This is a genomic window from Sulfitobacter undariae, assembly GCF_014196805.1.
Classification (GTDB): Bacteria; Pseudomonadota; Alphaproteobacteria; order Rhodobacterales; family Rhodobacteraceae; genus Sulfitobacter; species Sulfitobacter undariae.
Window position 1 is genome coordinate 305,424 of the sequence record NZ_JACIEI010000003.1, and the last position, 12,556, is coordinate 317,979.

Below are 12,556 nucleotides of genomic sequence, written 5' to 3' on the forward strand. Positions count from 1 at the left end.
GTGCTAAGGGCACGACCTAAGAAAGTGAAGAGCAGAGGCGATGTGCTATGACCAAACAACGCCTCTCTCTCTATGACACCACCCTACGTGACGGCCAACAAACCCAAGGCGTGCAATTCTCCACCGAGGAAAAGCACCTGATCGCCAAATCCCTTGACGCGCTGGGCGTGGATTACATCGAAGGCGGCTGGCCGGGGGCGAACCCGACCGATAGCGCTTTTTTTGATGAAGCCCCCCAGACCCGTGCCCGCATGACAGCCTTTGGCATGACCAAACGCAAAGGCATGTCCGCGCAAAACGATGATGTCTTGGCTGCTGTGCTAAACGCCAATACCGCCAGCGTCTGTCTGGTCGGTAAAACCCATGAATTCCACGTGCATACCGCGCTGGGCATTACGCTGGATGAGAACACCGAGAACATCGCGAAATCCATCGCCCATCTGGTCGCTCAGGGCCGCGAAGCGCTGTTTGACGCAGAGCATTTCTTTGACGGGTACAAAGCCAATCCTGATTACGCCCTAGAGGCGATCCGCGCCGCTTATGACGCAGGGGCGCGCTGGATTGTGCTGTGTGACACCAATGGCGGGACACTCCCCGCCGAGATCGGGCGCATCACCGCCGAGGTGATTGCCGCAGGGATAGAGGGCAGCCGCCTAGGCATCCACACCCATGACGACACGGAAAACGCCGTGGCCTGTACGCTGGCCGCTGTGGATGCAGGGGTGCGGCAGATCCAAGGCACGTTGAACGGGCTGGGCGAACGCTGTGGCAATGCCAATCTGACCGCGCTAATCCCGATCCTCAAGCTAAAGGAACCCTACGCCAGTCTCTATGAGACAGGGGTGAGTGACGCGGCGCTGCAAGGGCTGACCCGCACATCTCGGATGCTGGATGAAATCCTCAACCGTGTGCCCATGAAACAGGCGGGGTTTGTCGGCAGTTCGGCCTTTGCGCATAAAGCAGGGCTGCACGCCAGCGCGATCTTGAAAGACCCCAGTACATATGAACATGTTGATCCTGCTGTGGTCGGTAATACGCGCATTATCCCCATGTCTAATCAGGCTGGGCAATCCAATCTGCGCCGCCGTCTGGAGGTCGCAGGGCTGGTTGTGGCGAAAGGCGATCCCGCACTTGCGCAAATCCTCGATGAGGTGAAAGCGCGTGAGGGCATTGGCTATAGCTATGACACCGCACAGGCGAGCTTTGAGCTATTGGCACGCAGTGTGTTGGGGCAGATGCCTGACCTGTTTGAGGTTAAACGTTACCGCGTCACCGTAGAGCGGCGTAAAAACAAATACGACCAGATGATCAGCCTGTCGGAAGCCGTTGTGGTGGTGAAGGTGGACGGTGAAAAGCGTCTGTCGGTCTCGGAGAGTATGGATGAGGCAGGCAGTGACCGTGGCCCTGTGAACGCCCTGTCCAAAGCGCTGGTCAAAGACCTCGGGCAATATTCGGCCCTGCTGGAAGGCTGGCGGTTGGTAGACTTCAAAGTACGCATCACTCAGGGCGGCACCGAAGCGGTCACGCGTGTGACCATCGACAGCGAAGACGCACAGGGGCGGCGGTGGTCCACGGTTGGGGTTTCGGCGAACATCGTTGATGCTTCGTTCGAGGCGCTGTTGGATGCGATCCGTTGGAAGTTAATCCGCGATAAGGGGGCAGCAAATGCTGGCTAGAATTCTAGGTGTCACCCTCTTTTCCGTGCTGATCACTTTGGTGGCAGCGCTTGTCTTGATTTTTACCCAAACCCCCAAAGAGATGAGCGGCGAAGGCGGGCTGGACTTTAGCCGCACGCTGGCGGCAGGGCGAGACACGCCTGCGCCGTTGCAAAGCGTACCGATGCGTGATGGTTATCCGTTACAGGTGCGCACCTATGGCGGTGCGGATGATGTGCCATTGCTGGTGCTGATCCACGGCTCAGGTTGGCACGGGTTGCAGTTTGATGCGCTGGGCGCGGCGTTGCAGGGTAGTGCGGATGTGATTGTCCCTGACTTGCGCGGCCATGGCACAGCCCCCGGACGGCGCGGCGATGTGGATTACATTGGGCAATTTGAGGATGATCTGGCCGATCTGATCAACGCGGTTGCCAAGCCGGGTCAAAAAGTGATCATGGGCGGCCACAGTTCGGGCGGTGGTTTGGTTGTGCGTTTTGCGGGCGGTGAACATGGCAAGATGTTGGATGGTGCGGTGCTGCTGGCACCTTTCCTTAAATATAACGCACCAACGACACGGACCGATTCAGGCGGTTGGGCTTATGCACTGACGCGGCGGATCATCGGGTTGAGCGTCCTCAACACATTCAAGATCACCGCGCTCAATGACCTGCCGATCCTTCAGTTCAATATGCCACAAGCCGTGTTGGATGGCCCCTTGGGTGACACGGCTACGCTGGCGTATTCTTACCGCCTGAATGCCTCTTACGCGCCGCGCAGTGACTATCTGGCTGATGTGGCCGCACTGCCGCCCTTTGTGCTGCTGGCTGGCGGCGCGGATGAGGCGTTTTTTGCGCAGAAATATGCGCCCACCATGGGGGCGGTCACGGATAAGGGCCGCTTTGACCTTATGACAGGGGCCACGCATCTGGGTATCGTGGATGATCCACGCACCAAAGCTATCATTAAAGGATTTCTGGATGACTATTGATCCGGCACAAGACGCGTTTTTCACACTGCACCGCGATTTGCCCCGCGAAGGGCCGGGTGTGGCCGATGACGTCGCTTGGGCGGCGTCATTGTTGGACCTGCCCGCCAATGCGCGTTTGGCGGATGTTGCCTGTGGGCCCGGCGCGGATATCGCAGCGTTATTGGATGCTGCGCCGCTGGGCCATGTCACCGCGTTGGATAAGACCGCGCATTTTGTGCAAGCGGCGCGTGATGTGTGGCATGATGATCCACGGGTCACAGTACTACGTGCGGATATGGCGGCCATCGCCAATGATTTTCATATGATTTGGTGCGCGGGTGCTGTGTATTTCATGGGCATCGAGGCTGCTTTGGCCGCTTGGCGGAAGTCTGTGAAAAAAGGCGGGGTGATTGCGTTCTCCGAGGCCTGTTGGTTCACAGATGCGCCCTCAGATCGCGCCAAGGCATTTTGGAATAAGAGCAATCCCGCGATGACAGACACCGCTGGGATCACCGCGCAGATCGCTGCGGCGGGGTATGAAATTATCGGCCAGCGCCGTTTGCCCGATGCGGCATGGGAGGCGTATTATACACCACTAGAGGCGCGTATCACTTTGCTGCGCGAGGGCGCGGATGACGCGTTGAACAAAGTGCTGGATGAAGCTGTGGATGAGATCGAATGCTGGCGCGGGCACCGCAAGGAATTCGGTTATCTGCTCAGCGTTGTGCGGCCTTTATGAACTGGTCTGATGATCTGACTGCTTGCGCCGCGATTGTTGAGCGAGGGGACCCGCTGCGCTTTCGCACGGCGATGCTGGCCCCTGTGGCGCAGCGCGGGGCATTGTTTGCGCTTTATGCGTTTAACGTCGAAGTCAGTCGCGCCCCTTGGGTGACCCAAGAGTCGATGATCGCAGAAATGCGTCTACAATGGTGGCGCGATGTGCTGGAGGAAATCACCAAAGGCGGGACTGTGCGCAGGCATGAGGTGGCGACCCCGCTGTCGCAGGTGATTACCCCCACGCAGGCGGAACTGCTGGATGAATTGGTCGCTGCACGGCGTTGGGATATTTACCGTGACGCGTTCGAGGATGCGGCGGATTTGAACAGGTACATTGACCAGACTGCAGGGCATTTGATGTGGGTTGCGGCATCGTTGCTGGGGCAGGCGGCAGAGGTGCCTGTGCGCCATGCGGGGCGTGCCGCAGGTATTGGCGCGTGGTTGCGGGCCATCCCCGCATTAGAAGAAGCAGGCCGTGTGCCGTTGCTGGATGGTACACCTGACGGGGTTTCCGGTTTGGCGCAAAGCGGGCTTGAGGCTTTGGCCTTGGCCCGTAAAGGCAGGGGCGCAGTCCCACGTGCCTGTACGCCTGCGTTGCTGGCGGCTACGGCGGCGGAACCTGCGCTTGGTTATGCGGCGCGCTATCCGCAGGCTGTGGTAGAGGGGGTTTTGCCCGATGCAGGGCTGGGCTTTACTCTGCGCGCAGCAACAGCACGCTGGTAGCGGCTTGGGGCCAGATGTGGCCCCAAGCGTGTGTTTTAGGCTGCGCTGCGGCGGTTGTGCATGACCAACCAGATCAACGCACATCCTGCCAGCAGCAAGAATGGGATCATCGCATAGTTCACGGCGGCCCATCCTGCCTGCGGTGTCCCGCCAGAGCAGTTCATCAAGCCGCCAGAGGCCAGTGATGCCATGGTCACGCCGCCAAAGACCAACAGATCATTCAGCCCTTGCATCCGCCCGCGCTCATGGGGGGCATGTGCCCCTGCCAACATTGTCGTTGCGCCAATAAAGCCAAAGTTCCAGCCCAGCCCGAGCAAGATCAACGCGCCAAAGAAGTTGCCCATCTGAACACCCTGCAGGGCCACAAGCCCCGCAGCGGCAAGGATCGCAAGGCCAAGGCCGACGATTTTCTCAACGCCAAATCGGTTGATCAAATGGCCTGTAAAGAACGAAGGCGCAAACATTGCCAAGACATGCGCGGTGACAACAAAACCGGCGATGATCTTGAAGCTGGCCGAGGTTTCTTGACCGGAAAACATATCACTAAAGATTTGCGGCATGACCGTATCGCCTGCGATGCCACAGCCCACAACGGCCAGAGGTGTCGATGTCATCACGAGGTTCATCAAGGCATAAGAAACCATGGCACAGATCACTGCGACCGCGATGCGCGGTGTGCGCAGCAGTTCCATGCGGCTACGGCCCATGGGGGCGTCTAATGCGGGGACGGGGGGCTTGGGGATGTCGATAAAGAGAAACAGCAAAGAGCCGAGGATGTTGAGCACTGCGACAGCCACATAGGTTCCGACAAAAGGCACGGCAGAGAGGCTGAGTGAGGTAAAAGAGGCCAGTTGTGGCCCGATGATGGCCGAGATCAAACCGCCTGCCATGACATAGGAAATCGCCTTGGCGCGGTAGGCTTCCGACGCTGTATCAGCGGCTGCAAAACGGTAAAAACCCTGTGCAGACATATAGATACCCGTCAGGAATGACCCGGCCAGAAAGATCGGAAAGGAGGCCACGTATAGGCCGTAAGCCGCGACAATCGCGCCCGATGCGCCACCAGCAGCGCCCAAGAAGAACCCTGCGCGGCGACCATAACGCTGCATGATCGCAGAGACAGGCGTAGCGGCCAGCATGGAGCCAAGGACAACCATCGAAATAGGCAGCGTCGCAAAGCAAATATTGGAGGCAAGTGATTGACCAGCAAGCCCTGCAACCAGAAAAATCATGGGCATTTGCGCGCCCAATATTGCCTGTGCTGCCACCAGCACGGCTACGTTGCGCTTGGCGCGTGTATCGTCGATCATTTCTTTGTCCCTTAAATCTTGCGATATGGCTACTCCTGCGGCGGGAAGGGGGCAACCCCTGCTGCACACTCTTGCGCTTGGCGCAGGGGCGGCTAAAGCTGGGGCCATGACAATACGTCCCCATATCCTGTTGCTTGCTGGCAGTTTCGAAGCCCGCCGTGTGGCCGAGGCGCTGACCGCGCGTGGGCTGTCTTATGCTGGGTGGTTGTCTGAGCCGCCGCGTGGGGATGCGGTTATGCCTCAGACGCCTGAATTGCGCTGTTTTGACGATGCGCAGGCGATGCAAGCTGCAATGGTGCAAGGGAAATTTACGGCTGTGCTGGACGCCAGCCACGGGTTTGACCGCACGATCACACAGCAAGCGACACAGGCGGCGATGGCCTTGGGGATACCTTATTTGCGGCTGGAACGACCTGTCTGGGACGTTGCCCAGAATGCGAATTGGCAGGCGGCTGCCGATGTGTCTTCGGCCAACCATATGATAGCAGCAGGTGAGCGGGTGTTTTGTGCAACAGGCTGGGATAGTCTGGTGGATTTCACACCGTTTCGTGGTGCGGTTTTGATGCTTCGCCAGACACGCAGGCACACACGCCCTGCGCCTTACCCGTTTGTCGAACTGGTATTTGGCGATCCGCCTTTCAACGCTGCGGATGAGCAGGCGCTTTTTACCCAGCTAAAGGTCGACACGCTGATTTGCCGCAATCTTGGTGGTGCGGCCAGCCGTCCGAAACTGGATGCGGCTGCAGCACTTGGCCTGAAGGTGATCCTGATTGAACGGCCTGTCCCGCCGCAAGGATTAGACAGCGTGGAGTGCATAGACCAAGCAATGGCATGGATACACGCCCTGTGACCCGTTTGATCACCTGTGATGAGGATGTGGCAGAAGGGGCAGCATGGCTGGCGCAAGCCGAGCCGCGCTTTGCAACTGTTTTAGCTCAAACCGGCCCTTTGCCGCTGCGCCTTGCGCCTGACGGATTTGCAGCGCTGTTTAACAAAATCGTCAGCCAGCAAGTCTCGGTTGCGTCGGCGCGGGCGATTTGGGGCAGGGTGGCTGCTGCGGGGTTACTGACGCCTGAAGCCGTGTGTGCGGCCAGCGAAGATGATCTGAGGGCTGTGGGCCTAAGCCGGCCCAAGGTGAAATATGCGCGCGCATTGGCGCAAGCTCAGATCGATTACGCGGCGCTGCGCGATGCAACGGATGCAGAGGTGATCGCAACCCTGACCGCCGTGTCGGGGATCGGCGTCTGGACAGCGCAAGTTTATGCCATGTTCAATCTGGGTCGTTCCGATGTCTTTGCTCCGGGTGATCTGGCCTTGCAGGAGGCCGCGCGAATGGTGTTTGATCTGCCCGAAAGACCATCGGCGAAAGCGTTGGAAACCATGGCGACGGCATGGTCACCGTGGCGGGCGGTTGCGGCGCGGTTGCTGTTCACTTACTACCGCATTGAAAAAGATCGGGAAGGAATAATCACATGACACGAGTCCTCAATTCACTACGCCGCGAGCCAGTATCAGGCGAGACCCGCTCCGTTGTCGTGCTGCTACACGGCTACGGCGCCAATGGCGCAGACCTGCTGGGCCTTGCCGATCCTCTGAGCGAGCATCTGCCCGATACGCTGTTTGTGGCACCTGATGCACCCGAAAGCGTTGCAGGCATGCCCAACGGCTATCAGTGGTTTCCAATCCCGTGGATTGACGGTTCTAGCGAAGAAGAAAGCGAACGGGGCATGATGCAGGCCATGGCGGACCTGAATTCATTCCTTGATGCGCTGATGGTGGATGAAGACGTATTGCCTGAACAGGTTGTGCTGCTGGGCTTTTCCCAAGGTACAATGATGGCGCTACATATTGCGGCGCGGCGTGAAGATGAGGTCGCTGGCGTTGTGGCCTTCTCGGGCCGTTTGCTGGCCCCCGAAAGCCTGAAGGATGAAGCGGTGTCGCGCCCGCCGATCTTGTTAATTCATGGCGATCAAGACGATGTTGTACCACCCGAGTCGCTGCCCGCCGCCGCCGAAGCGCTGCAAGAAGCAGGCTGGACCGATGTTTATGCCCATATCATGAAAGGCACGGCCCATGGCATTGCGCCTGATGGTCTGTCCGTCGCGTTGGCCTTTATGCGCGACAAATTGGGTCTGTAAGAAGCTTAAGGCTTCAAATTGCTGTTACATTTGGCACTTAGGCTACCTGCGACATCCTGTGATCAACTGAGGCTTGCCAGCCTAAATTCACGAGATATAGTCATAACAAACGGGTAGAGGGTGGCGTGCAGATGGACGGCGATTTCAGGACCGATTTTACGAGAAGTCCGGCGGGGCTTAGAAACAAGCCCGCGCTGGTGCTTAATGCGGACTATCGACCATTAAGTTATTATCCACTTTCGCTTTGGACTTGGCAGGAAGCGGTGAAGGCCAAATATCTTGATCGGGTGGATATTGTGGCGGAGTATGATGATTGTGTCCGCTCTCCCACGACCACCCTGCGGATACCTTCGGTGGTGGTGCTCAAAGATTATGTAAAACCTCAAAAGCGCGTGGCCTTCACGCGCTTTAATTTATTTTTGAGGGATGAATTCAGGTGTCAATACTGCGGCTCCAAAGGCGAGCTGACGTTTGACCATGTTGTGCCGCGTGCCAGTGGCGGGGTGACCAGTTGGCAAAACGTGGTGGCTGCCTGTAGCCCGTGCAACCTGCGCAAAGGGTCCAAAGCGCTCCACCAGACGGGGTTCTCCTTGCGCAAGCCCCCGCGCCAACCCGCCGCAGAAGAGCTGCGCAATACGGGCCGTAAATTCCCGCCCGGTCATTTGCACGACAGTTGGATGGATTTCCTATATTGGGATGCTGAACTAGAGGCGTGATACGACCACTTACCGTTCTCTACCGTTTCGTTTAGAAATCGCGGGTGCAATTTTCTCCAACGGTTTTTAGTGTGAAGTGATGTCAGTTAACTTTTCTAACACAGTCAACTTTGTGAAAAGACGTGTCCTGACTTGTGCAACATTGTTTTGGTGCTGCTTTGTTGTTGCACTCATTTGGTGCACCAATGCCTTTGTTAACTCGGGGATCAACGAATTTTATCACCCGATGGCGGCGCGGGGCGATTTGTTTCATCCTGTGCGAAAGGTCGCATTGCCTCTGATAGGCTTTGCTGCGGTTGCGATGTTGGGGCTGTGGTTCTGGCGGCGGCCGCTTGCGCCCCAAACTTACCTGTTTGGTCTAGCTGCTATCGTGGGTATTTCCATGCTGCCGATCTTGCCCAAAATCGATAGTGGCTATCAGCAGGTCTACCGCCTTGGGGATGTCGTCTCCGAAGTTCCTTGGCGCTATGGGCCTGTGATGGGGGGCCGCGTTGAGAGTGAAAAGTACTTTACAGTTACTGTGACAGTTCCCGATCTTGCACCCGTTTATGGTAATTCGGGGCCGACACTCACCATCGGAAAAGCTATTGATTTTAATAATGGCGAGGGGGGCGCTGTACCTGCGGAAACTTGCAACTCGCAATATGGCTCGTTGGACTGTCAGTGGCAGCACGGGGATTTTGTCTATTTTGCAAATAACAGCCGTGAGGTCACAGATAACGATCTAACCAGACTGATGCCCGCCATAGTGGAACTTTTAGACAGCTTTCAGATTTCACTACCCTAATATTTGCATTTTTCCGGCATTTTTGAGCATTTGAGCGGGTATGCCGTACTTTGGTCTTTTTCATGATGAAATAACTGTGGGGTTTTTGGTGAAAGGGTTTTTAGTTGAAGCAGTTCATTTTATGCGTTTGGAAATTCGTTGCGCGGGCCTTTGATTTTAAGGGGCGATCTACACGACTGGAGTATTGGAGCGTCGTTCCACTGGTCTGGGCGTTGATCGTAATTACCTTGTTGGACGATATGCGGCAGGTTCAAGAGACTTTGCTGGAAGGTCAAATTCCCGAGCTTAATCCGTTTCTTTATCCCAGTTTTGTTATTTTCTTTGTAACTCTCATTCCGCGCTTGTCTTTGAACATTCGCCGCTTACACGATTCAGGCCGCAGCTTAATTTTTAGCTTGGTGCCTGCTTTTTGCATGTTTTCTGTTTTGGTGCTGGTTTCGGGCTTGTTGGGCGCGATGATGAATTCCAGCCTGACGGGTGTCAGTGACGGACCAGATGATCCCGCTAACATTATCTATCCGGTCCGATTGTATCTTTCTTCGCCACCCGAGTTTTGGGGCGAAGTATTCCAAATTGCAAAAGTGCTTCAAGCCACCGAGCTGGGCGCGATCAACACCCTCGTCGATGAAATTTTGGCCCAAAACGGCAGAGTTAATATCCGGCGGAGTAACACGGACATTAGCATCGGAATATTTGGAGATATCAGCCACACCCTTGCGATGATAATTATCTATGTTCTTTTGCTTTTGACACCTGTCTCAAGTTTTCTGACCCATATGGTTTTTGTGCTGATCACATCAAACCCCAAGGCAAACCGCTATGGCAAAGGTGCATTTCGGCAAAACCTCGGAATGAACGGTCAACCGCATTTGGGAGAGCAGGGTCAATCCGGCACAACAAGCGCACCCCAAAACAAACGCCAAGCAGAAATCAATTCCCTATATCAAAAGCGGGTTTTGGGCGGGCAAAGCGGATGATTGGCATGATCCTCTATTGGGCCTTTGGGGAGATCTGAGCGTCTATGGAGATGTGTTGAAAAACCAATAGCAGGTGGAGTGTAAGTGGCGTAATCTGCGACAACCAAGCGCGGTGTTCGTGCGATGGTCAATTAACAATCTTGAGGTTACACAATGCGTTCAGTTCTTTTTTGCCTTGCTCTGCTTGGTTTTTCAGGTGCCGTGGCAGCAGATGTTACAGTTTCTATTCCGCTGGTGAATAGCCCTTCCTCTAGCGTGATGTCAGAGACCTATAGCTGTAGCGACGGAAATCCGCTTACCGTTCAATATGTGAATTCTGGCGCGAATGCGCTGGCGATTATCCCGCTTGACGGTGAAGATCGCATTTTTGTGAACGTAGTTTCCGGATCTGGCGCAACCTATGTCTCCGGTGCCTCTACTTGGTCAACCAAGGGAGAATCTGCAATGCTGGAGACTGAGATGGAATCCGGAAATAATATGGAATGCGAATTGGCTGAAGGTGCAGCTGCATCTGAATGATCTAATTTTCCGATCTCTACTTTACCTGCGTAGATGCATCGGGGCGACCTGTCATTTGGGAATTCACTTTTTCAAGGTAGTCTTCCAGACGTCGCCCCGGTTCATCTTTGAAAAAGATGCCGCTGGGGCGACACCGCGATATACGGTCTATGCGGAAGGACCTGAAATCATCACGCGCTTCACACCAGCAGGTCACAGTCCAAATTTTCCCCCAATAGGCGCTCTGTAAAGGCCGCACTATGCGGGTTGAGGAAATGTCATCTAATGACAAATAGTCGATCTTGAGCTTCTCTTTGGCGCGAATAGCGGATCGAATTTTCGGCATATGCTCAAAGCCAATTCTGGCTTGCACAAAGGGATACACTCCAAACCCCCAATTCTTGGGCACAGTGCCGTTTGCTGTCGCAACTTTATTCATTTTACGTGTGAGCGATATAGACGCGGCTTGAAGCTCTGTGTCTGCTGCCTCAGCGACAATTGCCATGCCAAGATGCAGGGCTTCCAATTCGGCCAATGATAGGTTCATCGGTGGTAAAAACACTGGCTCGCGCAGCAGATAGCCTACTCCGCGTTCCCCCTCGATCGGGATGCCTGAGGCGACAAGCGTGTCGAAGTCACGGTAGATCGTGCGCACGGAAACCTCCAGCCGTGCGGCGATATCCCGGGCTAGGTGCAAGCGACCATCTTGCACAATCTCGATGATCTCTGAAAGACGGTCACTGCGGCGCATGGCGTTCCCTAGTTAACAGATATTTCTAAATCCGAGTGATGCAGGGTGACACTTGGGCCGTGTATCGCACTCATGCAGTTTTCCAGTGTCGGATCGGTGCCAATCGCGGCCGCGGCAGACTGTGCAGCTTCAAGGCTGGCCCATTCAATGTGTTCAATCCAAAGACCGTCGTTCGTGCACGATAGCCGCCGTGAGATAAAACCCTCGCGTTTGCTGGCAAAGGCACTAATGGCTTGGGCGGCTTTGGCAAACTCATCGCGTGATACGCCTGGGTTCAGTTTAAATGTGACCGTTTCGATAACTGGTTTTGTCATGTCTAATCTCCTGTGTTTGATCGACAGGATAAGGCATAACCACCCGCAACTGACAAATGCTGTCAGTTGATGTGACGTGAGGCAAGAAGCGTAGATTATAAAGCCAGATCAACCCAGACAGGTACATGGTCCGAGGGTTTGTCAAAGCCGCGGATTTCTTTATCAATTTGGCAGTCGCGCAAAAGATCGGCCGTGTAAGGGCACAGCAGGAAGTGGTCGATGCGGATGCCGTTGTTGCGGTTCCATGCCCCTGCTTGGTAGTCCCAGAAGCTATAGTGATCTGGTCCTTGTGTGCGTGCGCGGAAGGCTTCGGTCAGGCCAAGGTTCAGCAACTGACGCCATTTGTCGTGGCTTTCGGGGCGGTAAAGCGCATCGCCAACCCAGCTTTCGGGTTTGGCGGCGTCTTCGGCTTGGGGGATGATGTTGTAGTCGCCTGCCATTAAAAACGGCGTTTCTTCGGCTAGCAATTCCTGAGCACGGGCGCGCAGGCGGTCCATCCATGCCAGTTTATAGGCGTATTTGCCGCCCGCAACGGGGCTGCCATCGGGCTCCAGTTCAACGGGGTTGCCATTGGGTAGGTATAAGCCGCACAGGCGGACAGAGTGGTGATCCCCTACAACCGTGGCTTCGATGTAGCGGGCTTGTTCGTCGCCCTCATCACCGGGTAGGCCGCGTGTGACGTCCTCTAGAGGCAGCTTTGACAGGATGCCGACACCGTTGAAGGATTTTTGGCCGTGAACCTCAACATTATAGCCAAGATCCTCGAAAACTTCGCGTGGAAAGGCCTCATCGACGGATTTGATTTCTTGCATCAAAACGACATCAGGCTGGGCGCTGTCCAGCCAATCGGGCAGGGCGTTGATGCGGGCCTTGATGCCGTTGATGTTGAATGTGGCGATTTTCATGGCGCGGCGCTCCTCTGGGATGGGGTTTCTATCGCGCA

The 12,556-nt window shown here is 55.7% G+C and carries 15 protein-coding genes; 11 read left to right on the top strand and 4 right to left on the bottom strand.

Going from position 1 to position 12,556, the window contains the following annotated elements; genetic code table 11:
- Positions 1–47 precede the first annotated feature (47 nt).
- The 4 genes from cimA to GGR95_RS07310 are packed head-to-tail and all read left to right on the top strand — an operon-like array spanning position 48 to position 4,122.
- Complete coding sequence (gene cimA / locus GGR95_RS07295) at positions 48–1,676, top strand: citramalate synthase (RefSeq protein WP_184564312.1); 1,629 nt, start codon at positions 48–50, stop codon at positions 1,674–1,676.
- Positions 1,666–2,643, top strand: a complete 978-nt coding sequence (locus GGR95_RS07300) for an alpha/beta hydrolase (protein ID WP_184564314.1) — start codon at positions 1,666–1,668, stop codon at positions 2,641–2,643. The genes cimA and GGR95_RS07300 overlap by 11 nt, the downstream gene beginning before the upstream one ends.
- Complete coding sequence (locus GGR95_RS07305) at positions 2,633–3,361, top strand: class I SAM-dependent methyltransferase (RefSeq protein WP_184564316.1); 729 nt, start codon at positions 2,633–2,635, stop codon at positions 3,359–3,361. The genes GGR95_RS07300 and GGR95_RS07305 overlap by 11 nt, the downstream gene beginning before the upstream one ends.
- The gene (locus GGR95_RS07310) at positions 3,358–4,122 is read left to right on the top strand and encodes a squalene/phytoene synthase family protein (protein WP_184564318.1); all 765 of its coding nucleotides are present in this window, start codon (positions 3,358–3,360) and stop codon (positions 4,120–4,122) included. Before GGR95_RS07305 ends, GGR95_RS07310 begins: the two co-directional genes overlap by 4 nt.
- A gap of 35 nt (positions 4,123–4,157) precedes the next feature.
- Here GGR95_RS07310 and GGR95_RS07315 read toward each other — a convergent pair whose 3' ends face one another.
- Positions 4,158–5,432: an MFS transporter gene (locus GGR95_RS07315; protein ID WP_184564320.1), complete on the bottom strand. Its 1,275-nt coding sequence runs from the start codon at positions 5,430–5,432 to the stop codon at positions 4,158–4,160.
- A gap of 106 nt (positions 5,433–5,538) precedes the next feature.
- On the opposite strand from GGR95_RS07315, the gene GGR95_RS07320 reads away from it, so the two are divergent.
- The 7 genes from GGR95_RS07320 to GGR95_RS07350 all read left to right on the top strand — a co-directional run bounded on the left by GGR95_RS07320 (position 5,539) and on the right by GGR95_RS07350 (position 10,569).
- Complete coding sequence (locus tag GGR95_RS07320; RefSeq protein WP_184564322.1) at positions 5,539–6,282, top strand: precorrin-6A/cobalt-precorrin-6A reductase; 744 nt, start codon at positions 5,539–5,541, stop codon at positions 6,280–6,282.
- On the top strand, positions 6,264–6,908 hold the full coding sequence (locus GGR95_RS07325; RefSeq protein ID WP_184564325.1) for a DNA-3-methyladenine glycosylase family protein: 645 nt from the start codon (positions 6,264–6,266) through the stop codon (positions 6,906–6,908). Before GGR95_RS07320 ends, GGR95_RS07325 begins: the two co-directional genes overlap by 19 nt.
- The gene (locus GGR95_RS07330; RefSeq protein ID WP_184564327.1) at positions 6,905–7,570 is read left to right on the top strand and encodes an alpha/beta hydrolase; all 666 of its coding nucleotides are present in this window, start codon (positions 6,905–6,907) and stop codon (positions 7,568–7,570) included. The genes GGR95_RS07325 and GGR95_RS07330 overlap by 4 nt, the downstream gene beginning before the upstream one ends.
- A 131-nt stretch (positions 7,571–7,701) precedes the next feature.
- Positions 7,702–8,286, top strand: coding sequence for an HNH endonuclease (locus tag GGR95_RS07335; protein ID WP_184564329.1), 585 nt, complete (start codon positions 7,702–7,704; stop codon positions 8,284–8,286).
- 112 nt (positions 8,287–8,398) lie between these two features.
- Complete coding sequence (locus GGR95_RS07340; RefSeq protein ID WP_184564331.1) at positions 8,399–9,073, top strand: hypothetical protein; 675 nt, start codon at positions 8,399–8,401, stop codon at positions 9,071–9,073.
- Between the two features lie 104 nt (positions 9,074–9,177).
- Positions 9,178–10,050 carry a DUF805 domain-containing protein gene (locus GGR95_RS07345; protein WP_184564333.1) on the top strand — a complete coding sequence of 291 codons (873 nt, stop codon included), beginning with the start codon at positions 9,178–9,180 and terminating at the stop codon, positions 10,048–10,050.
- 153 nt (positions 10,051–10,203) lie between these two features.
- Positions 10,204–10,569 carry an MliC family protein gene (locus GGR95_RS07350; protein WP_184564334.1) on the top strand — a complete coding sequence of 122 codons (366 nt, stop codon included), beginning with the start codon at positions 10,204–10,206 and terminating at the stop codon, positions 10,567–10,569.
- A 16-nt stretch (positions 10,570–10,585) separates the two neighbouring features.
- Here GGR95_RS07350 and GGR95_RS07355 read toward each other — a convergent pair whose 3' ends face one another.
- The 3 genes from GGR95_RS07355 to xth form a co-directional block, all read right to left on the bottom strand.
- Entirely contained in the window at positions 10,586–11,299 is a 714-nt protein-coding gene (locus GGR95_RS07355) for a helix-turn-helix transcriptional regulator (protein WP_184564336.1), read from the bottom strand.
- Between the two features lie 8 nt (positions 11,300–11,307).
- Complete coding sequence (locus GGR95_RS07360; protein ID WP_184564338.1) at positions 11,308–11,613, bottom strand: antibiotic biosynthesis monooxygenase family protein; 306 nt, start codon at positions 11,611–11,613, stop codon at positions 11,308–11,310.
- Between the two features lie 95 nt (positions 11,614–11,708).
- Positions 11,709–12,518: an exodeoxyribonuclease III gene (xth, locus tag GGR95_RS07365; RefSeq protein ID WP_184564340.1), complete on the bottom strand. Its 810-nt coding sequence runs from the start codon at positions 12,516–12,518 to the stop codon at positions 11,709–11,711.
- Between the last annotated feature and the right edge of the window lie 38 nt (positions 12,519–12,556).